The sequence below is a fragment of the Salegentibacter chungangensis genome (assembly GCF_042678405.1).
Classification (GTDB): domain Bacteria; phylum Bacteroidota; class Bacteroidia; order Flavobacteriales; family Flavobacteriaceae; genus Salegentibacter_A; species Salegentibacter_A chungangensis.
This window is the reverse complement of sequence record NZ_JBHTLI010000003.1, coordinates 225,628-244,855: the sequence shown is the minus strand read 5'-3', so window position 1 is coordinate 244,855 and position 19,228 is coordinate 225,628. Positions and strand designations below refer to the sequence as shown.

32 protein-coding genes are annotated in these 19,228 nt (G+C 40.5%); all 32 read left to right on the top strand.

Going from position 1 to position 19,228, the window contains the following annotated elements; all coding sequences use genetic code 11:
- The first annotated feature begins 111 nt into the window (after nt 1–111).
- Entirely contained in the window at nt 112–723 is a 612-nt protein-coding gene (rplC, locus tag ACFQ3Q_RS13715; protein WP_380746794.1) for a 50S ribosomal protein L3, read from the top strand.
- Nucleotides 723–1,352, top strand: a complete 630-nt coding sequence (rplD, locus tag ACFQ3Q_RS13710; protein WP_380746792.1) for a 50S ribosomal protein L4 — start codon at nt 723–725, stop codon at nt 1,350–1,352. Before rplC ends, rplD begins: the two co-directional genes overlap by 1 nt.
- Nucleotides 1,353–1,357: 5 nt before the next feature.
- Complete coding sequence (gene rplW, locus ACFQ3Q_RS13705) at nt 1,358–1,648, top strand: 50S ribosomal protein L23 (protein ID WP_380746790.1); 291 nt, start codon at nt 1,358–1,360, stop codon at nt 1,646–1,648.
- Nucleotides 1,649–1,657: 9 nt separating this feature from the next.
- Complete coding sequence (rplB, locus tag ACFQ3Q_RS13700) at nt 1,658–2,485, top strand: 50S ribosomal protein L2 (protein ID WP_380746788.1); 828 nt, start codon at nt 1,658–1,660, stop codon at nt 2,483–2,485.
- Between the two features lie 6 nt (nt 2,486–2,491).
- Nucleotides 2,492–2,770 carry a 30S ribosomal protein S19 gene (gene rpsS, locus ACFQ3Q_RS13695; RefSeq protein WP_380746786.1) on the top strand — a complete coding sequence of 93 codons (279 nt, stop codon included), beginning with the start codon at nt 2,492–2,494 and terminating at the stop codon, nt 2,768–2,770.
- 8 nt (nt 2,771–2,778) lie between these two features.
- Nucleotides 2,779–3,186: a 50S ribosomal protein L22 gene (gene rplV / locus ACFQ3Q_RS13690; RefSeq protein WP_380746784.1), complete on the top strand. Its 408-nt coding sequence runs from the start codon at nt 2,779–2,781 to the stop codon at nt 3,184–3,186.
- A gap of 8 nt (nt 3,187–3,194) precedes the next feature.
- Entirely contained in the window at nt 3,195–3,914 is a 720-nt protein-coding gene (gene rpsC / locus ACFQ3Q_RS13685; RefSeq protein ID WP_380746782.1) for a 30S ribosomal protein S3, read from the top strand.
- 19 nt (nt 3,915–3,933) lie between these two features.
- Entirely contained in the window at nt 3,934–4,353 is a 420-nt protein-coding gene (gene rplP, locus ACFQ3Q_RS13680; RefSeq protein WP_380746780.1) for a 50S ribosomal protein L16, read from the top strand.
- 12 nt (nt 4,354–4,365) lie between these two features.
- Complete coding sequence (gene rpmC, locus ACFQ3Q_RS13675; protein ID WP_081208841.1) at nt 4,366–4,557, top strand: 50S ribosomal protein L29; 192 nt, start codon at nt 4,366–4,368, stop codon at nt 4,555–4,557.
- Nucleotides 4,558–4,575: 18 nt separating this feature from the next.
- Nucleotides 4,576–4,833 (top strand): 30S ribosomal protein S17, encoded by a 258-nt coding sequence (gene rpsQ, locus ACFQ3Q_RS13670; RefSeq protein ID WP_081208843.1) that lies wholly within the window; start codon nt 4,576–4,578, stop codon nt 4,831–4,833.
- Between the two features lie 2 nt (nt 4,834–4,835).
- Nucleotides 4,836–5,204, top strand: coding sequence for a 50S ribosomal protein L14 (gene rplN, locus ACFQ3Q_RS13665; RefSeq protein WP_081208845.1), 369 nt, complete (start codon nt 4,836–4,838; stop codon nt 5,202–5,204).
- A gap of 12 nt (nt 5,205–5,216) precedes the next feature.
- Nucleotides 5,217–5,528 carry a 50S ribosomal protein L24 gene (gene rplX, locus ACFQ3Q_RS13660; RefSeq protein WP_380746777.1) on the top strand — a complete coding sequence of 104 codons (312 nt, stop codon included), beginning with the start codon at nt 5,217–5,219 and terminating at the stop codon, nt 5,526–5,528.
- Between the two features lie 2 nt (nt 5,529–5,530).
- On the top strand, nt 5,531–6,082 hold the full coding sequence (rplE, locus tag ACFQ3Q_RS13655; RefSeq protein ID WP_380746775.1) for a 50S ribosomal protein L5: 552 nt from the start codon (nt 5,531–5,533) through the stop codon (nt 6,080–6,082).
- Nucleotides 6,083–6,084: 2 nt separating this feature from the next.
- Nucleotides 6,085–6,354, top strand: a complete 270-nt coding sequence (gene rpsN, locus ACFQ3Q_RS13650; RefSeq protein ID WP_380746773.1) for a 30S ribosomal protein S14 — start codon at nt 6,085–6,087, stop codon at nt 6,352–6,354.
- A 59-nt stretch (nt 6,355–6,413) separates the two neighbouring features.
- The gene (rpsH, locus tag ACFQ3Q_RS13645; protein ID WP_380746771.1) at nt 6,414–6,812 is read left to right on the top strand and encodes a 30S ribosomal protein S8; all 399 of its coding nucleotides are present in this window, start codon (nt 6,414–6,416) and stop codon (nt 6,810–6,812) included.
- 21 nt (nt 6,813–6,833) lie between these two features.
- On the top strand, nt 6,834–7,376 hold the full coding sequence (gene rplF / locus ACFQ3Q_RS13640) for a 50S ribosomal protein L6 (protein WP_380746769.1): 543 nt from the start codon (nt 6,834–6,836) through the stop codon (nt 7,374–7,376).
- Nucleotides 7,377–7,388: 12 nt separating this feature from the next.
- Nucleotides 7,389–7,745: a 50S ribosomal protein L18 gene (gene rplR, locus ACFQ3Q_RS13635; protein WP_380746767.1), complete on the top strand. Its 357-nt coding sequence runs from the start codon at nt 7,389–7,391 to the stop codon at nt 7,743–7,745.
- Nucleotides 7,746–7,750: 5 nt separating this feature from the next.
- Nucleotides 7,751–8,275, top strand: coding sequence for a 30S ribosomal protein S5 (rpsE, locus tag ACFQ3Q_RS13630; RefSeq protein ID WP_380746765.1), 525 nt, complete (start codon nt 7,751–7,753; stop codon nt 8,273–8,275).
- A gap of 13 nt (nt 8,276–8,288) precedes the next feature.
- On the top strand, nt 8,289–8,471 hold the full coding sequence (rpmD, locus tag ACFQ3Q_RS13625; RefSeq protein ID WP_380746763.1) for a 50S ribosomal protein L30: 183 nt from the start codon (nt 8,289–8,291) through the stop codon (nt 8,469–8,471).
- Between the two features lie 9 nt (nt 8,472–8,480).
- Nucleotides 8,481–8,933 (top strand): 50S ribosomal protein L15, encoded by a 453-nt coding sequence (gene rplO / locus ACFQ3Q_RS13620; RefSeq protein WP_380746761.1) that lies wholly within the window; start codon nt 8,481–8,483, stop codon nt 8,931–8,933.
- Between the two features lie 12 nt (nt 8,934–8,945).
- Nucleotides 8,946–10,283, top strand: coding sequence for a preprotein translocase subunit SecY (secY, locus tag ACFQ3Q_RS13615; protein ID WP_380746759.1), 1,338 nt, complete (start codon nt 8,946–8,948; stop codon nt 10,281–10,283).
- Nucleotides 10,284–10,285: 2 nt separating this feature from the next.
- Entirely contained in the window at nt 10,286–10,501 is a 216-nt protein-coding gene (infA, locus tag ACFQ3Q_RS13610; protein WP_014031991.1) for a translation initiation factor IF-1, read from the top strand.
- A gap of 120 nt (nt 10,502–10,621) precedes the next feature.
- Nucleotides 10,622–10,738 carry a type B 50S ribosomal protein L36 gene (gene ykgO / locus ACFQ3Q_RS13605; protein WP_010519235.1) on the top strand — a complete coding sequence of 39 codons (117 nt, stop codon included), beginning with the start codon at nt 10,622–10,624 and terminating at the stop codon, nt 10,736–10,738.
- A gap of 2 nt (nt 10,739–10,740) precedes the next feature.
- Nucleotides 10,741–11,115 carry a 30S ribosomal protein S13 gene (gene rpsM / locus ACFQ3Q_RS13600; RefSeq protein WP_380746756.1) on the top strand — a complete coding sequence of 125 codons (375 nt, stop codon included), beginning with the start codon at nt 10,741–10,743 and terminating at the stop codon, nt 11,113–11,115.
- Between the two features lie 8 nt (nt 11,116–11,123).
- The gene (rpsK, locus tag ACFQ3Q_RS13595; protein ID WP_380746754.1) at nt 11,124–11,510 is read left to right on the top strand and encodes a 30S ribosomal protein S11; all 387 of its coding nucleotides are present in this window, start codon (nt 11,124–11,126) and stop codon (nt 11,508–11,510) included.
- Between the two features lie 97 nt (nt 11,511–11,607).
- On the top strand, nt 11,608–12,213 hold the full coding sequence (gene rpsD, locus ACFQ3Q_RS13590; protein ID WP_380746751.1) for a 30S ribosomal protein S4: 606 nt from the start codon (nt 11,608–11,610) through the stop codon (nt 12,211–12,213).
- 20 nt (nt 12,214–12,233) lie between these two features.
- A complete protein-coding gene (locus ACFQ3Q_RS13585; protein ID WP_380746749.1) occupies nt 12,234–13,226 on the top strand; it encodes a DNA-directed RNA polymerase subunit alpha in 993 nt (330 codons plus the stop codon).
- 69 nt (nt 13,227–13,295) lie between these two features.
- Complete coding sequence (gene rplQ, locus ACFQ3Q_RS13580) at nt 13,296–13,787, top strand: 50S ribosomal protein L17 (protein WP_380746747.1); 492 nt, start codon at nt 13,296–13,298, stop codon at nt 13,785–13,787.
- Between the two features lie 143 nt (nt 13,788–13,930).
- Nucleotides 13,931–15,043 (top strand): glutamine-hydrolyzing carbamoyl-phosphate synthase small subunit, encoded by a 1,113-nt coding sequence (gene carA, locus ACFQ3Q_RS13575; protein ID WP_380746745.1) that lies wholly within the window; start codon nt 13,931–13,933, stop codon nt 15,041–15,043.
- Nucleotides 15,044–15,469: 426 nt separating this feature from the next.
- A complete protein-coding gene (gene eno / locus ACFQ3Q_RS13570; protein WP_380746743.1) occupies nt 15,470–16,756 on the top strand; it encodes a phosphopyruvate hydratase in 1,287 nt (428 codons plus the stop codon).
- A 195-nt stretch (nt 16,757–16,951) separates the two neighbouring features.
- Nucleotides 16,952–18,235, top strand: a complete 1,284-nt coding sequence (locus ACFQ3Q_RS13565) for a citrate synthase (RefSeq protein ID WP_380746741.1) — start codon at nt 16,952–16,954, stop codon at nt 18,233–18,235.
- A gap of 80 nt (nt 18,236–18,315) precedes the next feature.
- On the top strand, nt 18,316–19,227 hold the full coding sequence (locus ACFQ3Q_RS13560) for a dimethylarginine dimethylaminohydrolase family protein (protein ID WP_380746739.1): 912 nt from the start codon (nt 18,316–18,318) through the stop codon (nt 19,225–19,227).
- Nucleotide 19,228: the final 1 nt, after the last annotated feature.

Genomic DNA, 19,228 nt, shown 5'->3' with positions numbered 1-19,228 from the left:
ACATGTCCTGCGCGTTTCGCAAAGGAAAAACGGAGAAAAATACATTCAGGGCGAAAGTATTTTTCTGCCCTGAATTTTTTTAAATAAATAATTAATAACTAATAATTAAATATGTCTGGGTTAATAGGAAAAAAAGTAGGCATGACCAGCATTTTTGACGAGAACGGGAAAAATATCCCTTGTACCGTTATTCAAGCAGGACCATGCGTAGTTACCCAAGTCAGAACCAAAGAGGTTGACGGGTATGAAGCACTTCAACTTGGTTTCGATGACAAAAAGACTGCAAGCAAAGCTGCTGAAGGGCACGCGAAGAAGGCAGGAACCGTTGCAAAACGTAAAGTCGTGGAATTCCAGGGTTATAATGAAGATTACAAATTAGGTGACTCTGTTACCGTGGAGCATTTCAAAGAAGGTGAATTTGTTGATATTTCAGGTACATCTAAAGGAAAAGGTTTCCAGGGTGTTGTTAAGAGACACGGTTTTGGAGGAGTTGGGCAGGCCACTCACGGTCAGCACAACAGATTAAGAGCTCCTGGTTCTATTGGTGGAGCATCGTATCCTGCGAGAGTATTCAAAGGAATGCGTATGGCCGGTAGAATGGGTGGAGATAAAGTAAAAGTAGAAAACCTGAAAGTTTTAAAAGTTGTGGCAGATAAGGACCTTATTGTTGTTAAGGGATGTGTGCCAGGACATAAAAACTCATACGTAATCATTAGTAAGTAATGGAAGTAGCAGTTTTAGATATAAAAGGAAAAGAAACAGGTAGAAAGGCAAACCTTTCTGATTCTGTTTTTGGAATAGAGCCTAATGAGCATGCGGTTTATCTTGATGTGAAGCAATATCTTGCAAATCAGCGTCAGGGAACTCACAAGGCTAAAGAGCGTGCTGAGATTTCCGGAAGTACCCGTAAGATCAAGAAGCAAAAGGGTACAGGTACTGCCAGAGCTGGTAGCATCAAGTCTCCTATCTTTAAAGGTGGAGGTCGTGTTTTTGGTCCTAGACCAAGAAACTACGGATTCAAATTGAATAAGAACCTTAAGCGTCTTGCCAGAAAATCGGCTTTATCTATTAAAGCAAATGACAAGGCGATCATGGTTGTTGAAGATTTTAACTTTGAAGCTCCAAAAACGAAGAGCTTCATAGACGTTCTAAATGCCTTAGGCATAGAGAATAAAAAGTCTCTTATAGTATTGGGTGGCTCAAATAAAAACGTATATTTGTCGTCACGTAATTTAAAAGGCTCTGAGGTTGTAAGTAGCTCAGAATTAAGCACTTACAAAATATTGCACGCGAATAATATCGTGTTCATGGAAGGGTCTCTAGAAGGAATTGAGTCGAATTTAAGTAAATAAGCGTTATGAGTATCTTAATAAAACCTATTATTACAGAAAAGGCTACTGCAGATAGCGAGTTGAATAACCGCTATAGTTTTGTGGTTGATAATAAGGCGAATAAGATTGAAATAAAAGACGCGGTTGAGTCTGCTTATGGCGTTTCAGTATCTAAAATTCGTACAATTAATGTCCGTCCAGATCGTAAGACCAGATATACAAAATCTGGGATGATCACTGGTAAAACCAAGGCTTATAAAAAAGCATTGGTACAGGTGGCGGAAGGTGAAACTATTGATTTATACAGTAATCTTTAAGATTAAACAATGTCAGTTAGAAAATTAAAACCAATCACACCTGGACAGCGATTTAGAGTAGTTAATGGGTATGACGCCATTACTACTGATAAGCCGGAGAAAAGTCTATTGGCTCCGATAAAAAAGTCAGGTGGGAGAAACAGTCAGGGAAAAATGACCATGCGCTACAAAGGTGGTGGTCACAAAAGACGTTACAGAGTTGTAGACTTTAAGCGTGACAAGCAGGGTATTCCTGCTACTGTTGCGACTATAGAATATGATCCTAACAGAACTGCTTTTATCGCGTTATTGAACTATCAAGACGGAGAGAAAAGGTATGTTATTGCTCAGAATGGGCTTCAGGTAGGTCAGAACATTGTCTCTAGTAAAGAGCAAGCGGCTCCTGAAATCGGGAATGCTATGCCATTGGCATATATTCCTCTTGGTACCATTATCTCTTGTATCGAGTTAAGAGCCGGGCAAGGTGCTGTAATGGCGCGTAGCGCCGGGGCATTTGCTCAGTTATTGGCGAGAGAAGGGAAATACGCAACCGTTAAGTTGCCTTCCGGAGAAATCAGAAGAGTATTGTCTACTTGTATGGCGACTATTGGAGCTGTGTCTAACAGTGACCACCAGTTGCAGATATCTGGTAAAGCCGGTAGAAAACGTTGGTTGGGTATAAGACCAAGAACAAGACCAGTTGCTATGAACCCGATTGATCACCCAATGGGTGGTGGTGAAGGTAGAGCTTCAGGAGGTCACCCACGTTCTAGAAAAGGTCTTCCTGCTAAAGGATTCAAGACCCGTTCAAGAACAAAAGCGAGTAATAAATATATTGTAGAACGTAGAAAGAAATAATAAGATATGGCACGTTCATTAAAAAAGGGACCTTTTGTTCACTATAAATTAGATAAGAAAGTTACTCAAAACGTTGAGTCTGGTAAGAAAGCCGTGATCAAGACTTGGTCAAGAGCTTCAATGATTACTCCAGACTTCGTTGGGCAAACTATTGCGGTTCATAACGGGAAACAATTTGTTCCTGTATATGTGACTGAGAACATGGTAGGTCATAAATTAGGAGAATTTTCACCAACACGTTCTTTCAGAGGACATGCAGGTGCAAAAAATAAAGGTAAAAAATAATTGAAGCTATGGGAGTTCGTAAAAGAGAAAGAGCAGAGCAAATAAAAGAAGCCAAGAAACAGGTAGCTTTTGCAAAGTTGAATAACTGCCCTACTTCGCCAAGAAAAATGCGTCTGGTTGCAGACCTTGTTCGTGGTGAAAAAGTAGAAAAAGCGCTTCATATTTTGAAATTCAGCCAAAAGGAAGCATCAGGTCGTATAGAGAAGCTTTTGCTTTCAGCTATCGCCAACTGGCAGGCTAAAAACGAAGATGCAAGTCTTGAAGACGCTGAGTTGTTCGTAAAAGAGATCCGTGTAGACGGGGGAAGTATGTTGAAAAGACTTCGTCCTGCGCCACAGGGTCGTGCACACAGAATAAGAAAAAGATCCAACCACGTTACATTGGTGCTTGGAGCAAACAATAATACACAAAGCTAAGAGATAGTATGGGACAGAAAACAAATCCAATCGGAAATCGCCTTGGTATCATTAGAGGATGGGAATCCAACTGGTACGGAGGAAATGACTACGGCGATAAGTTAGCCGAAGACGATAAGATTAGAAAGTATATCCATGCTCGTCTTTCTAAAGCGAGTGTATCTAGGGTAATTATTGAGCGTACCCTTAAGCTTGTAACCGTTACTATCACCACTGCCAGACCAGGTATTATTATTGGTAAAGGCGGCCAGGAGGTAGACAAGCTTAAAGAGGAGCTTAAGAAGATTACCGACAAAGAGGTTCAAATTAACATCTTTGAGATTAAGAGGCCAGAACTTGATGCGCACCTAGTGGCATCTAGTGTTGCTAGACAAATTGAGAATCGTATCTCTTACCGTCGTGCAATTAAAATGGCTATCGCGGCTGCTATGAGGATGAACGCCGAAGGGATCAAAATTCAGATCTCCGGTCGTCTAAACGGTGCTGAAATGGCACGTTCTGAGGCATACAAAGATGGTAGAATTCCTTTGTCTACTTTTAGGGCCGATATTGATTATGCTTTGATTGAAGCTCATACTACCTACGGTAGACTGGGTGTAAAAGTATGGATCATGAAAGGTGAGGTTTACGGAAAAAGAGAACTTTCCCCGCTTGTTGGCCTAGCAAAAAAGCAAGGAGGGAAATCCGGAGCCGGACGAGGTGGTAACAAATCACGTCGTAGAAAGTAATTTTTTAAAGTAAAGAAAAATGTTACAACCTAAAAGAACAAAATATCGTAAACAGCAAAAGGGCCGTATGAAAGGAAATGCTCAAAGAGGGCACAGACTTTCAAACGGAACATTTGGTATCAAGTCACTTGATAGCAATTTTGTGAATGCCCGCCAGATCGAGGCAGCACGTATTGCCGCTACCCGTTATATGAAAAGGGAAGGGTCTTTATGGATTAAAATATTTCCAGACAAGCCTATCACCAAAAAGCCTCTTGAGGTACGTATGGGTAAAGGTAAAGGTGCCGTTGAATACTGGGCAGCTGTTGTAAAGCCAGGAAGAATTATGTTTGAAATTGGCGGAGTGCCAATGGATGTTGCTAAAGAGGCGTTGCGTCTTGCAGCACAGAAACTTCCTGTGAGAACTAAGTTTATTGTAGCTAGAGATTATCAGGCTTAATATTTAAATGTTATGAAACAATCAGAAGTAAAAGAATTTTCTGTGGCAGAATTACAAGAAGAGCTTGATAAGTCTAGAAAAGCATATTCAGACTTAAAAATGGCTCACGCAGTGTCGCCTTTAGAAAATCCAATACAGCTTAGAGCTGTAAGAAGAGATATAGCGAGACTTGCTACAGAGTTAACTAAAAGAGAACAACAATAAGTGTTATTCTGCTGAAAGATGGAAAAAAGAAATTTAAGAAAAGAACGTATAGGTGTAGTTACAAGTAATAAAATGCAGAAGTCTATTGTGGTTTCTGAGGTTAAGAAAGTAAAACACCCTATGTATGGAAAATTCGTTTTAAAAACGAAAAAATACGTAGCGCACGACGAGCAAAACGACTGCAACGAAGGAGATACTGTAAGGATCATGGAAACACGACCTTTAAGTAAATCTAAATGTTGGAGATTAGTAGAAATAATTGAAAGAGCGAAGTAATTATGGTACAACAAGAGTCTAGACTAAAAGTAGCAGACAATACCGGGGCTAAAGAAGTTTTAGCTATCCGAGTATTAGGAGGTACAAAGAAAAGATACGCTTCTGTTGGAGACAAGATAGTTGTCAGTGTAAAAGAAGCTACACCTAACGGGAATATCAAAAAAGGTGCAGTTTCAACAGCAGTTGTTGTTCGTACCAGAAAAGAAGTTCGCAGGCCAGACGGATCTTATATCCGTTTTGACGATAACGCCTGTGTGCTTTTAAACCCAACCGGAGAAATGCGCGGTACTCGTGTATTCGGACCGGTTGCGAGAGAACTTCGTGATAAGCAATTCATGAAAATTGTATCATTGGCACCTGAAGTGCTTTAATACATTAAAGAAATGACAAAGCTTAAGATAAAATCAGGAGATACAGTACGTGTAATTGCCGGAGACCATAAAGGTCAGGAAGGTAAAGTGCAGAAAGTACTCCTTGACAAAAATAAGGCTATTGTGGAAGGGATTAACATGGTTTCTAAACATGAGAAGCCAAGTGCATCTAACCCACAAGGCGGGATCGCAAAGAAAGAAGCTCCTGTTCATGTGTCTAACCTGTCTCTTATAGACAAGAATGGTGAAACCACCAGGGTTGGATACAAGACGGAAGACGGAAAGAAAGTGAGATTTTCTAAAAAATCTAATGAAGTAATTTAGTTATGGCATACGTACCAAGACTTAAACAAGAGTATAAAGACAGAGTAAAGTCTACTCTTACCGAAGAATACAGCTATTCCAACGTAATGGAGATACCGGAACTTGAAAAAATAGTTCTGAGCCGTGGTGTTGGAGCTGCTGTTGCAGACAAGAAGCTTATCGACTACGCTATTGAGGAATTAACAGCGATTACCGGTCAACAGGCAGTACAAACCATATCTAAAAAAGACGTTGCTTCTTTTAAGCTTCGTAAAGGAATGCCAATTGGCGCTAAAGTTACTTTACGAGGATACAGAATGTACGAATTCTTAGATCGTTTGATAACATCTGCGTTACCACGAGTTCGTGACTTTAACGGAATTAAAGCGGACGGTTTTGACGGTAGAGGTAATTACAACCTGGGAGTCCAGGAGCAAATTATCTTCCCCGAGATCGATATTGACAAGGTGAACAGAATATCCGGAATGGATATCACCTTCGTTACTTCTGCAAAGACCGACAAGGAAGCGAAATCATTGTTAACCGAACTAGGATTACCTTTTAAAAAGAATTAATTATGGCTAAAGAATCAATGAAAGCCCGTGAGGTGAAAAGACAAAAATTGGTGAAGAAGTATGCTGAGAAGCGCGCAGCTCTTAAAGAAGCTGGTGACTGGGAAGCACTACAAAAATTACCAAAAAACTCTTCTCCTGTGCGTTTGCATAACCGTTGTAAATTAACCGGAAGACCAAAAGGTTATATGAGACAATTTGGTGTTTCTCGTGTTATGTTCAGAGAGATGGCCAATAACGGATTAATTCCAGGGGTAAGAAAAGCTAGTTGGTAAGAATATAAATTGGTTGAAGGTTCGGGTATTCCGAAAACCACTTCCGCAAAATAAGACAAATGAATACAGATCCGATTGCAGATTATTTGACAAGAATTAGAAATGCTGTTGCAGCCAGCCACCGTGTGGTTGAGATTCCGGCTTCTAATCTTAAAAAGGAAATCACAAAAATATTATTCGATCAGGGATACATCCTTAGTTACAAATTTGATGACAGTACCGCTCAGGGAACCATCAAAATAGCTCTTAAGTACGATAAGCTTACTAAAGATTCTGTAATTAAAGATATCCAGAGAATAAGTAAACCTGGTTTACGTAAATATGCCGGAGCAAATGAGCTTCCAAGAATTCTTAACGGATTGGGGATAGCTATCGTGTCTACCTCTCACGGGGTGATGACAGGAAAGCAGGCCCAGGCCGAGAAAGTTGGTGGCGAGGTATTGTGTTACGTTTACTAATATACTTAAAAGACTAAAGAAATGTCAAGAATAGGTAAAAGCCCAATTACAGTTCCTCAAGACGTAGATGTTACGATCAAGGACGGACTTGTAACGGTAAAAGGAAAGTTAGGAGAGCTTCAGCAGGAAGTAAAAGGCATCGACGTCAAGTTAGAAGACGGTGTGATCTACTTCGAACGTTCTTCTGAGAAAAGTGATCAGAAAGCCAAGCACGGTCTTTACCGAGCATTGGTTAACAATATGATTCAGGGAGTAACTAAAGGTTATACTAAAGAATTGGAATTGGTAGGTGTAGGTTACAGAGCATCTAACCAAGGTCAAAAATTAGATTTGGCTGTTGGGTATTCCCATAATATTGTGATAGATTTGGCGCCTGAAGTTAAAGTTGAAACGGTTTCAGAGAAAGGTAAGAACCCTATCGTGAAACTTACTTCATATGATAAACAACTTGTAGGTCAGGTTGCCGCTAAAATACGTTCTCTTAGAGCACCAGAACCTTACAAAGGTAAAGGGATCAAGTTTGTTGGAGAGCAATTAAGAAGAAAAGCAGGTAAATCAGCTTAATAAAGTTTAGTTATGGCATTTTCAAGAGAAAAGAGAAGACAAAAGATAAAAAAGCGTATTCGTAGGAATATCACTGGAACTGAAAGCCGTCCAAGATTATCTGTGTATAGAAGCAATAAAGAAATTTATGCTCAACTTATAGATGACGTAGCGGGTAAAACCCTTGCTGCCGCCTCTTCAAGAGATAAAGATATCGCATCGGCATCAGGAAATAAATCTGAGATCGCTGTTTTGGTAGGGAAGACCCTTGCTGAAAAAGCTAAGAAAGCCGGAGTGGAAACCATTTCCTTCGACAGAAGTGGATACCTGTATCACGGAAGAGTTAAATCATTAGCAGAAGGTGCTCGCGAAGGAGGACTAAAATTCTAGAAAATATGTATCAAGATTATAAAAACGTAGAACATGTAAAGCCGGGCGGACTTGAATTGAAAGACCGTTTGGTAGGAGTACAACGTGTTACCAAAGTTACTAAAGGTGGTAGAGCATTTGGTTTCTCTGCTATTGTAGTAGTAGGGGACGAGAATGGTGTTGTTGGGCAAGGTTTAGGGAAATCTAAAGAAGTTGCCGACGCTATTTCTAAAGCCGTAGAAGATGCGAAGAAGAATTTAGTACGTATTCCTCTTAATAAAGGTACTTTGCCTCACGAGCAAAAAGGTAAGTATGGTGGAGCGAGAGTTCTTCTACTTCCTGCTGCAACTGGTACCGGTATTATTGCCGGTGGTGCGATTCGTGCGGTATTGGAATCTGTAGGGGTACATGATGTACTTTCTAAGAACCAAGGATCTTCGAACCCACACAACGTGGTGAAAGCTACCTTTGATGCGCTGCTTCAGTTAAGAAGTGCAGAGACCGTAGCCAAGCAACGTGGTATTACGTTAGAAAAGGTTTTTAAAGGATAAATCAAGGACAGAGATGGGAAAGATTAAAGTTACAAAAGTAAGAAGTGCAATTAACCGCTCTAAAAACCAAAAGCTCGTATTAGAGTCTTTAGGACTTAAGAGAATTGGTCAGACGGTTGAGCACAACGATACGCCAAACATCCTTGGTATGGTAAATAAAGTTAAACATTTAGTTTCTGTAGAAGAAACAAAATAATAAGTTCACATGGATTTAAGTAACTTAAGACCTGCAGAAGGTTCAGTTAAAAGTAACAACAAGCGTGTTGGCCGTGGAGAAGGTTCAGGAAAAGGTGGTACTGCCACCCGTGGACACAAAGGGGCTAAGTCACGTTCTGGTTACTCTAAGAAGATAGGTTTTGAAGGAGGTCAGATGCCACTTCAACGCCGTGTGCCTAAGTTTGGTTTCAACAACAGAAATCGTAAAGTTTATCAAGGTATCAACCTGGATACCCTTCAGTCTCTTGTAGACGAAGGAAGAATCAAGGATACTGTAGATATGGACGTTCTTGTTGAAAACGGTTTGGCAGGAAGAAACGAACTAGTTAAGATATTAGGTAGAGGTGAATTAAAAGCAAAGTTGAAAATATCTGTTCATAAATTTACGGCCTCAGCAAAAGAAGCTATTGAAGCTGCCGGAGGTGAAGTTGTTACTTTATAATAGATACGCCCAATGAAATTCATCAATACTATAAAAAATATCTGGAAAATCGAGGAGCTAAAAAATAGAATTTTAGTGACCCTCGGTTTGCTATTGGTATACCGATTTGGAGCCCAGGTAGTACTACCGGGTGTAGACGCGGCACAACTTGCCAACCTATCAAGTCAAACAGAGAGTGGACTATTAGGCCTGCTTAACGCATTTACCGGAGGTGCTTTTTCAAACGCCTCTGTTTTTGCATTAGGGATTATGCCTTATATTTCTGCTTCTATTGTGGTGCAATTGATGGGGATCGCGGTTCCTTATTTGCAAAAACTACAAAAAGAAGGAGAAAGCGGAAGAAAGAGAATAAATCAAATCACCAGGTGGTTGACCATTGCAATTACTCTTGTACAGGGTCCCGGTTATATTTATAACCTGTTTGCAACACTTCCATCGGGAGCATTCCTGCTTGGAGATACAGTAACCTTTGTTGCTTCTTCGGTGATTATTCTTACTACCGGTACCATTTTCGCAATGTGGCTTGGTGAAAGGATAACCGATAAAGGTATTGGTAATGGTATTTCCCTATTGATTATGGTGGGGATTATCGCGAGATTGCCTATATCTTTTGCACAGGAATTCGTTTCCAGGGTTTTTGAATCTAACGGTGGACTAATTATGATTCTTATAGAATTGGTAATTTGGTTTGCAATCATCCTTGGATCTGTAATGCTGGTAATGGCGGTTCGTCAGATACCTGTGCAGTACGCCAGGAGATCTGCTTCGGGCGGTTATGAGAAGAACGTATTTGGTTCAAGACAATACATCCCTTTAAAGCTTAATGCTTCAGGGGTAATGCCTATCATCTTTGCTCAGGCAATTATGTTTATCCCGGCGGCCGTAGCAGGGCTTTCCAGCTCTGAGACCGCACAGGGAGTAACTGCAGCATTTAGTGATATATTCGGGTTTTGGTATAACGTGGTATTCGCATTGTTGATCATTGTGTTTACGTATTTCTATACGGCTATCACGGTGCCAACGAATAAAATGGCTGATGATCTAAAACGCAGCGGTGGATTTATCCCAGGCATTCGTCCGGGCTCTGAGACTGCCGACTTTTTAGACCGAATAATGTCCCAGATCACCCTTCCGGGTTCTGTCTTTCTTGCGCTGATAGCCGTGTTCCCGGCTATCGTAGTGAAGTTGCTTGGTGTGCAACAAGGATGGGCATTGTTTTTTGGAGGTACCTCGCTTTTAATTATGGTTGGAGTTGCGATCGACACTATGCAACAGGTGAATTCTTACTTGTTGAATAGGCATTACGACGGATTAATGAAAACAGGTAAAAACAGAAAAGCAGTAGCTTAATTATGGCAAAACAACCGGCGATAGAACAAGACGGAACGATCATTGAAGCATTATCAAATGCGATGTTCCGTGTAGAATTGGAAAACGGTCACGTGGTGACCGCACACATTTCGGGTAAGATGCGTATGCATTACATTAAATTATTGCCCGGAGATAAGGTGAAACTGGAAATGAGCCCTTACGATTTGACTAAGGCTCGAATTACATACAGATACTAAAAAGTAAAATTAGCTAATTCCAAATTTTTCAGTACTTTTGCATTCTGAAAAATTGGCTTAGCGAAAAATCTCCTGGATGCGAAAATTTTCTCGCCTTCAGGAAATTAAAAACCGAAAGAGATGAAAGTTAGAGCATCAATAAAGAAGAGAAGTGCCGACTGCAAGATTGTTCGCAGAAAAGGGCGCCTTTACGTAATTAACAAAAAGAATCCTAGATTTAAACAAAGACAAGGCTAATTATGGCAAGAATTGCAGGGGTTGATATACCAAAACAAAAGCGAGGAGTTATAGCATTAACCTATATCTTCGGAATTGGCAAGAGCAGGGCACAAGAGATCCTGGCCGAAGCCAAAGTAGACGAGAGTAAGAAAGTTTCAGATTGGGACGACGATGAAATTGGTCGTATTCGTGAAGCTGTTGGTAATTTCACAATCGAAGGAGAATTACGTACTGAGGTTCAAATGAGCATTAAGCGTCTAATGGATATTGGATGCTACAGAGGAATCCGTCACAGAACCGGATTGCCTTTAAGAGGTCAGAGAACCAAGAACAACTCAAGAACCAGAAAAGGAAGAAGAAAAACAGTTGCTAACAAGAAAAAAGCAACTAAATAGTAAGTAATATGGCAAAGAAGACAACTCAAAAAAAGCGTAAAGTAACTGTTGAGGCTAACGGAGAGGCGCATGTTACTGCTTCTTTCAACAATATCATCATTTCGTTAACGAACAAGAACGGAGATGTTGTTGCCTGGTCATCAGCTGGGAAAATGGGCTTTAGAGGATCTAAGAAAAACACTCCTTACGCTGCTCAGTTAGCTGCGGAAGATGCGTCAAAAGTAGCTCACGAAGCAGGTTTGCGTAAAGTGAAAGTTTATGTGAAGGGTCCTGGGAACGGTAGAGAATCTGCAATAAGATCTCTTCATAATAACGGGATAGAAGTAACCGAGATCATCGATGTTACTCCATTACCACATAACGGATGTCGTCCTCCTAAAAGACGTAGAGTTTAATTAATTACAATAAGTAGTATAACAACAGGAAGGAGCTTACGATTATCGAAGGACAGTGACCTTAATTCATAATCCCTTTCTGATAAATTTAAATTTAATGGCAAGATATACTGGTCCAAAGACTAAAATAGCCCGTAAATTCGGAGAAGCTATTTTTGGAGACGATAAGTCTTTCGAAAAAAGAAACTATCCTCCGGGACAACATGGTAACAACCGTCGTCGCGGAAAGAAATCTGAATATGCGATCCAGTTAATGGAGAAGCAAAAAGCTAAATATACTTATGGTATATTGGAGCGTCAATTCAGAAATATGTTTGAAAAAGCAACCCGTTCATCAGGAATTACCGGTGAAGTGCTTTTACAATTGTGTGAATCTCGTTTAGACAACGTGGTTTACAGAATGGGTGTTGCCCCTTCCAGAAGAGGAGCAAGACAATTGGTTTCTCACAGACACATTACCGTGAATGGAGAACTTGTTAACATTCCTTCTTACCACTTGAAGCCGGGCGATGTTGTAGGGGTAAGAGAAAAATCTAAATCTTTACAAGTAGTTCAAGACTCACTTGCTAACAATAGCAGTGTTTACGAATGGATTACCTGGAATAATGAAACCAAGGAAGGAACATTCGTTTCTGTGCCTGGAAGAATTCAGATTCCGGAAAATATAAATGAACAATTCATCGTCGAATTATATTCGAAATAATAATTCACAGAAGTCGTAATATGGCAATACTAAATTTTCAGAAGCCCGATAAAGTTATAATGATTGATTCAACCGATTTCGAAGGGAAATTTGAATTTCGCCCTTTGGAACCCGGCTATGGATTAACCGTTGGTAACGCTTTAAGAAGAGTGCTGTTATCTTCTTTAGAAGGATTTGCGATCACTTCGGTACGTATCGAAGGCGTAGATCACGAATTCTCTACTATCCCTGGGGTGGTAGAAGATGTAACAGAAATAATCCTCAACCTTAAACAAATAAGGTTCAAAAGGCAAATTGATGAAATAGATAATGAAGCCGTTACAATTTCTGTTTCCGGTGAAGAGCAGCTTACTGCCGGTCATTTCCAAAAATTTATCTCAGGATTCCAGGTATTGAACCCTGATCTTGTGATCTGTAACCTTGACAAAAAGGTGAACATCAATATGGAAATCACTATCGAAAAGGGTAGAGGTTATGTTCCTGCGGAAGAAAACAAAAAAGCCAACGCACCTTTAGGTACCATCTTTACAGATTCTATCTATACTCCAATCAAGAACGTAAAGTATAGCATAGAGAACTATCGTGTGGAACAAAAAACCGACTACGAAAAACTGGTTTTTGAAATCATTAGTGATGGTTCTATTCATCCTAAAGATGCTTTGACTGAAGCTGCCAAGACTCTTATTCACCACTTTATGTTGTTCTCTGATGAGCGTATCACCCTTGAGGCTGATGAGATCGCTCAAACCGAGACCTATGATGAGGAGTCACTTCATATGAGACAGCTTTTGAAAACCAAACTGGTAGATATGGATCTTTCAGTTAGGGCTCTGAATTGTTTAAAAGCGGCTGAGGTAGATACCCTTGGAGACCTTGTTTCTTACAACAAGAACGATTTGATGAAGTTCAGAAACTTCGGAAAGAAATCTCTTACCGAGTTGGAAGAACTTGTAAGCAACAAAGGACTTAACTTTGGTATGGACCTTTCAAAATACAAATTAGATAAGGACTAATAAATACAGTAGTTTTCCATAAAAACGGGCAAAAGTCCTGTTTTGGGAAGATGAATTAAGAAAAGAACAATGAGACACGGAAAAAAAGTAAATCATTTAGGGCGTAAGACTGCACACCGCAAGTCTATGCTGGCCAATATGGCCTGCTCCCTGATTGAGCACAAACGTATCAACACTACAGTTGCTAAAGCTAAAGCTTTGAAAGTTTTTGTAGAGCCTTTAGTAACCAAGTCTAAAGAAGACACTACGCACAACAGAAGGTTGGTTTTTTCCAAGCTTCGTAGCAAACAAGCGGTAAGTGAATTGTTTCGTGAGGTAGCTCCTAAAGTAGGAGACCGCCCGGGTGGTTATACCAGGGTTATCAAATTAGGTAACCGTCTTGGAGATAACGCCGATATGGCCCTTATCGAATTGGTTGACTACAACGAAACTTATAACCTTAGCAAGCCAGAGAAGAAGAAATCTACTCGTAGGGCTGGTAAGAAGAAATCTTCAGATGCTGAAGCTCCAAAAGCGGAAGCAAAAACAGAAGAAAAGAAAGACGATAAAAAAGAAGAGTAAAAAATGATTCTTTTATTTCGATAATTTTAAAAAGGATAAACTTTCAGGGTTTATCCTTTTTTTATATAATTTAACCAAATCATTCCGGATTCCGGATTAATAAAAATCGGTTCTGCAAAGCAGACATTTTAGATCTAATAAGTATGAAATATCAAGCCAAAAAGAAAGCGATAATTTTACTGGCAGATGGTACGATCTTCCACGGGAAAGCTGTTGGAGGGAAAGAAGGAAGCGCTGTTGGAGAAGTTTGTTTCAATACCGGGATGACCGGGTACCAGGAAATCTTTACGGACCCTTCTTATTATGGGCAGTTAATGGTGACTACCAATGCTCATATTGGTAATTATGGAACCCTTAAAAGCGAAAATGAATCTGATAAGGCCAAGATCTCAGGCTTGATCTGTAAAAACTTTAGCTATACCCATTCAAGACCGGCTGCAGATTCTTCTCTTGAGGAATTCCTTGAAGACAGCAACCTGTTAGCTATTTCTGATGTGGATACCCGTGCCCTTGTAACCTATATCAGGGAAAACGGGGCGATGAATGCCATCATCTCTACCGATGTAGATAATATTGAAGGGCTTAAAGCTCAGTTAGCTGAAGTGCCTGATATGAACGGTCTTGAGCTTGCTTCAAAAGTTTCTACTAAAGAGCCTTATTTTGTTGGTGATGAAAATGCTACTTATAAAATTGCTGCACTTGATATAGGGATTAAAAAGAATATTCTCAGGAATTTTGCCGACAGGGATGCTTACGTAAAGGTGTTCCCTTATGATGCGACCTATGAAGAAATGAAGGAGTGGAATCCTGATGGGTATTTCCTTTCCAATGGGCCTGGAGATCCACAGCCTTTGGAAAATGCCATCGAGCTTACAAAGAATATCATTGAGAAAGATCATCCGCTATTCGGGATCTGCCTAGGGCATCAGGTAATAGCCATCGCTAATGGCATTAAAACCTATAAGATGCACCACGGGCACCGCGGAATTAATCATCCCGTAAAGAACCTTAAAACAGGTAAAGGCGAGATCACTTCTCAAAACCACGGATTTGCCGTAGACAGAGAGGATACCGAAAAGAACCCTAATGTAGAGATCACACATATATGCCTGAATGACCAGACGGTAGGAGGGATTGAAATGAAGAGCAAGAATTGTTTTTCTGTACAATATCACCCTGAAGCAAGTCCTGGTCCTCACGACGCAAGTTATTTATTTGACGAATTTATGGACAGAATTAAGGCTGCCAAGGCCTAAGGATTTTCCGTAATTTTGACCAAAAGGGCCGAAAACTACGCAGTTTTCGGCCTTTTTTGTTTGTTCGGGCTGAAAAGGAGCTGATTTCCCTGTATTTCAACTAAGCTCTTTTGGTGTCGCTGCCGAGGGTTTGCAAAGGGATTACGGGAATGCTTTTATGTTAAGTCTTTACCTTATGCTTCTGTTCCGTCATTTACGAAGATACAGAACCTCGTTTTTCGTTTTTGAAAGAGCTTCGGTGGGCCGGAAAAAAGGGCTTAATTGTGGTATTTGTATGAATGGGGATCTTTTTTTAAAGGCCTGTTAAAATCTTGTGTTTTCGAAAACGATTTAGTAAAAATACGGGCTATTCCCTCGTTAAATGCTCGCGAATTTGTGCTCTGATTTGTATCTTGCAGACTAATCAATTAACTAATAAAGAATACTATGAGTGCTATTATAAATATTCACGCACGTCAAATATTTGACTCAAGAGGAAATCCGACTGTAGAAGTAGATGTAATTACCGAAAATGGTATTTTAGGAAGAGCTGCTGTCCCTTCAGGAGCATCAACCGGGGAGCACGAGGCTGTAGAGCTACGTGACGGAGGTGATGACTTTATGGGAAAAGGAGTTTCCAAGGCCGTAGATAATGTGAATAACGCTATTGCTGAAAACCTTCTGGGGTATTCGGTATTTGAGCAGAACCTTATCGATAAGGCAATGATCGATCTTGACGGTACGCCGAATAAAGGAAAGCTGGGAGCAAATGCCATTCTTGGAGTTTCTCTTGCCGTGGCCAAGGCTGCAGCAAATGAACTGGGACTTCCGCTTTATCGTTATGTAGGCGGAGTAAGTGCAAATACGCTTCCGGTGCCAATGATGAATATTATTAATGGTGGTTCTCACAGTGATGCACCTATCGCATTTCAGGAATTTATGATTATGCCGGTAAAGGCTAAAGATTTCTCCCACGCCCTTAAAATGGGAACCGAGATCTTCCATCACCTTAAAAAAGTGCTTCACGACAGAGGGCTTAGTACCGCTGTTGGAGATGAAGGAGGTTTTGCACCGACACTTGACGGAACCGAAGATGCTCTGGATACCATTCTGAAAGCGATAGAAAAAGCAGGTTACAAAGGCGGAGACGATGTAATGATCGCCCTTGATTGTGCTGCGGCTGAATTCTATGAGAACGGAAAATATGATTACAAGAAATTTGAAGGAGATTCAGGTAAAGTAAGAACCAGTGAGGAGCAGGCAGAATATCTTGCTCATCTGGCTTCTAAATACCCGATCATCTCTATTGAAGACGGAATGGATGAAAACGACTGGGAAGGCTGGAAAGCCGTTACCGATAAGATCGGGGATAAAGTGCAGCTTGTTGGAGATGACCTTTTCGTAACCAACGTGGAGCGTCTTTCAAGAGGTATCGACGAAGGTATTGCCAATTCCATCCTTATCAAGGTGAACCAGATCGGTACTTTAACCGAAACCATCGCCGCTGTAAATATGGCTCATAATGCAGGGTATACTTCTGTAATGTCTCACCGTTCTGGGGAGACTGAAGATAATACCATTGCCGATCTTGCCGTTGCCCTGAACACAGGTCAGATCAAGACCGGTTCGGCTTCAAGAAGTGACCGTATGGCAAAATATAATCAGTTGATAAGAATAGAAGAAGAACTTGGAGATGTGGCCTTTTATCCACAGCGAAAAGCCTTTAAGATCTAAGCACTGATTTCCATTATTTTAGAAAATCCCTTTTGAAGAAAATTCAAAAGGGATTTTTTTTAAGGAAATATGATAATTATCAGTTAAAATATTGTTTATCCCGCAAATTCAGGGGCTTTGTTGATGGGGAATTAGGCGTATATTTTGTACTTTAGCATTTCTGAAAAATTAATCCTAAAAAGTATATAAGATAATATGTCAAAAGTTGCTACACTTGAGATTAACGGGAAAAAATACGAGTTTCCTGTTGTTGAAGGAACCGAGAATGAATTAGGGATAGATATAAAGACTTTGCGTGGTGAAGCAGGGGTTATCACTTTAGACCGCGGGTATAAAAATACCGGAAGCTGCGAAAGTGCAATTACCTTCTTAGATGGTGAAAAAGGAATACTAAGATATCGCGGATATGCAATTGAAGATCTTGCGGAAAAAGCAGATTTTCTTGAAGTAGCATACTTGTTGATTTTTGGAGAGCTTCCGAATAAGGAGCAATTGGAGAAATTCCATCACGATATTAAAGAAGAGTCACAGGTAGATGAAGAAGTAAAAAAGATCCTTGACGGATTTCCAAAGGCAGCACACCCAATGGGAGTGCTTTCTTCTTTAACCAGTGCTCTAACCGCATTTAACCCTTCTTCTGTAGATGTGTCTTCAGAGGAGGATATGTACAATGCCATAGTGAAGATCCTTGGTAAGTTTCCTGTGCTTGCAGCCTGGACACTTAGAAAGAAAAAGAGTCTTCCGTTAAACTACGGAGACGATTCATTAGGCTATGTGGAGAACCTTCATAAAATGATGTTCGAGAAGCCGGGTAAGAAATATGATGTAGATCCTGCTGTGATTGAAGCGCTGGATAAACTATTGATCTTACACGCCGATCACGAACAAAACTGTTCTACTTCTACTGTAAGAATGGTTGGATCTTCTCACGCCGGTCTGTTTGCTTCACTTTCAGCAGGTGTTTCAGCCCTCTGGGGACCACTTCACGGTGGTGCTAACCAGGCGGTTATAGAAATGCTTGAAGGGATCAAGGAAGATGGTGGAGATACCAAGAAGTTTATGGAAAAAGCCAAGGATAAGGATGATCCTTTCCGTCTTATGGGCTTTGGACACAGAGTATATAAGAATTTCGACCCTCGTGCTAAGATCATCAAGAAATCTGCCGATGAGGTTCTTGGCCAGTTAGGTGTGGAAGACCCTGTTCTGGAGATCGCTAAAGGCCTTGAAAAAGAAGCTCTTGAAGACGATTACTTCGTAAAGCGTAAACTATATCCTAACGTAGATTTCTATTCAGGAATTATCTACAGAGCTTTAGGAATACCGGTGGAGATGTTCACTGTGATGTTCGCCTTAGGACGTCTTCCCGGATGGATCGCTCAATGGAGAGAGATGCGAATGAAGAAAGAGCCAATTGGTCGTCCGCGTCAGATTTATGTTGGTGAAAACCACAGGGAGTTCACAGATCTTGAAAAGAGATAAGAACAACCTTTATAATTGATAATTCTTAAAAAGCTTCATCACAGATGGAGCTTTTTTTATATTTGACAAAAATTTGCATAATGAAATTGCATATTGATAATGAAACTTCCCGGCTTAAGGCCGTGGTCCTGGGAACGGCTGAAAGCGTTGGAAAAGAGCCAAGGCTTGAGGATGCTTACGATCCTAAGTCTAAGGAACATATAAAAGCGGGGACCTATCCTAAGGAAGAGGATATGGTGAAAGAAATGGAGGCTGTGGCTGCCGTTTTGGAAAAATACAATGTGAAAGTATTTCGCCCAAAGCAGCTAAAGGATGTGAACCAGATATTTACCAGGGATATCGCTTTTGTGATCGAGGATAAATTCATCAAATCTAATATCCTTCCCGACAGGGAGCTTGAGATAGAAGCGATTAATCACGTGATAGAGCAAATTCCTGAAGAGAATGTGCTCAGGCTTCCGGAAGAAGCCCATATAGAAGGAGGAGATGTGATGCCTCACGGCGAATATATCCTGGTAGGAACCTACAGGGGTGATGATTATAAGGATTACATCACTGCCAGGACCAACATGCAGGCCGTGGAAGCCTTGCAGAAACTGTTTCCGAATAAAAAGGTTGTTTCCTTTAACCTGAGAAAGTCCAATACCGAGCCAAGGGACAATGCCCTTCACCTGGATTGCTGCTTTCAGCCGGTGGGGAAGGATAAAGCCATTATTTACAAAGGAGGATTCCTTGAAGAGAAGGAATACGAATGGCTGGTGAATCTCTTCGGAAAAGACAATGTCTTTGAAATTACCAGGGAAGAGATGTACAATATGAATTCCAACATCTTTTCTATTGCTGAAGATGTGGTGATTTCAGAAAAGAATTTTACACGTTTAAATAAATGGTTGAGAGAACAGGGTATTACCGTAGAAGAAGTGCCTTATGCTGAGATTGCCAAGCAGGAAGGCCTGTTGCGTTGTTCAACTTTACCATTAATAAGAGAATAAG

Coding starts and splice junctions, on each gene's coding strand:
- rplC (WP_380746794.1), top strand. CDS start 112: ATGTCTGGGTTAATAGGAAAAAAAGTAGGCATGACCAGCATTTTTGAC.
- rplD (WP_380746792.1), top strand. CDS start 723: ATGGAAGTAGCAGTTTTAGATATAAAAGGAAAAGAAACAGGTAGAAAG.
- rplW (WP_380746790.1), top strand. CDS start 1,358: ATGAGTATCTTAATAAAACCTATTATTACAGAAAAGGCTACTGCAGAT.
- rplB (WP_380746788.1), top strand. CDS start 1,658: ATGTCAGTTAGAAAATTAAAACCAATCACACCTGGACAGCGATTTAGA.
- rpsS (WP_380746786.1), top strand. CDS start 2,492: ATGGCACGTTCATTAAAAAAGGGACCTTTTGTTCACTATAAATTAGAT.
- rplV (WP_380746784.1), top strand. CDS start 2,779: ATGGGAGTTCGTAAAAGAGAAAGAGCAGAGCAAATAAAAGAAGCCAAG.
- rpsC (WP_380746782.1), top strand. CDS start 3,195: ATGGGACAGAAAACAAATCCAATCGGAAATCGCCTTGGTATCATTAGA.
- rplP (WP_380746780.1), top strand. CDS start 3,934: ATGTTACAACCTAAAAGAACAAAATATCGTAAACAGCAAAAGGGCCGT.
- rpmC (WP_081208841.1), top strand. CDS start 4,366: ATGAAACAATCAGAAGTAAAAGAATTTTCTGTGGCAGAATTACAAGAA.
- rpsQ (WP_081208843.1), top strand. CDS start 4,576: ATGGAAAAAAGAAATTTAAGAAAAGAACGTATAGGTGTAGTTACAAGT.
- rplN (WP_081208845.1), top strand. CDS start 4,836: ATGGTACAACAAGAGTCTAGACTAAAAGTAGCAGACAATACCGGGGCT.
- rplX (WP_380746777.1), top strand. CDS start 5,217: ATGACAAAGCTTAAGATAAAATCAGGAGATACAGTACGTGTAATTGCC.
- rplE (WP_380746775.1), top strand. CDS start 5,531: ATGGCATACGTACCAAGACTTAAACAAGAGTATAAAGACAGAGTAAAG.
- rpsN (WP_380746773.1), top strand. CDS start 6,085: ATGGCTAAAGAATCAATGAAAGCCCGTGAGGTGAAAAGACAAAAATTG.
- rpsH (WP_380746771.1), top strand. CDS start 6,414: ATGAATACAGATCCGATTGCAGATTATTTGACAAGAATTAGAAATGCT.
- rplF (WP_380746769.1), top strand. CDS start 6,834: ATGTCAAGAATAGGTAAAAGCCCAATTACAGTTCCTCAAGACGTAGAT.
- rplR (WP_380746767.1), top strand. CDS start 7,389: ATGGCATTTTCAAGAGAAAAGAGAAGACAAAAGATAAAAAAGCGTATT.
- rpsE (WP_380746765.1), top strand. CDS start 7,751: ATGTATCAAGATTATAAAAACGTAGAACATGTAAAGCCGGGCGGACTT.
- rpmD (WP_380746763.1), top strand. CDS start 8,289: ATGGGAAAGATTAAAGTTACAAAAGTAAGAAGTGCAATTAACCGCTCT.
- rplO (WP_380746761.1), top strand. CDS start 8,481: ATGGATTTAAGTAACTTAAGACCTGCAGAAGGTTCAGTTAAAAGTAAC.
- secY (WP_380746759.1), top strand. CDS start 8,946: ATGAAATTCATCAATACTATAAAAAATATCTGGAAAATCGAGGAGCTA.
- infA (WP_014031991.1), top strand. CDS start 10,286: ATGGCAAAACAACCGGCGATAGAACAAGACGGAACGATCATTGAAGCA.
- ykgO (WP_010519235.1), top strand. CDS start 10,622: ATGAAAGTTAGAGCATCAATAAAGAAGAGAAGTGCCGACTGCAAGATT.
- rpsM (WP_380746756.1), top strand. CDS start 10,741: ATGGCAAGAATTGCAGGGGTTGATATACCAAAACAAAAGCGAGGAGTT.
- rpsK (WP_380746754.1), top strand. CDS start 11,124: ATGGCAAAGAAGACAACTCAAAAAAAGCGTAAAGTAACTGTTGAGGCT.
- rpsD (WP_380746751.1), top strand. CDS start 11,608: ATGGCAAGATATACTGGTCCAAAGACTAAAATAGCCCGTAAATTCGGA.
- ACFQ3Q_RS13585 (WP_380746749.1), top strand. CDS start 12,234: ATGGCAATACTAAATTTTCAGAAGCCCGATAAAGTTATAATGATTGAT.
- rplQ (WP_380746747.1), top strand. CDS start 13,296: ATGAGACACGGAAAAAAAGTAAATCATTTAGGGCGTAAGACTGCACAC.
- carA (WP_380746745.1), top strand. CDS start 13,931: ATGAAATATCAAGCCAAAAAGAAAGCGATAATTTTACTGGCAGATGGT.
- eno (WP_380746743.1), top strand. CDS start 15,470: ATGAGTGCTATTATAAATATTCACGCACGTCAAATATTTGACTCAAGA.
- ACFQ3Q_RS13565 (WP_380746741.1), top strand. CDS start 16,952: ATGTCAAAAGTTGCTACACTTGAGATTAACGGGAAAAAATACGAGTTT.
- ACFQ3Q_RS13560 (WP_380746739.1), top strand. CDS start 18,316: ATGAAATTGCATATTGATAATGAAACTTCCCGGCTTAAGGCCGTGGTC.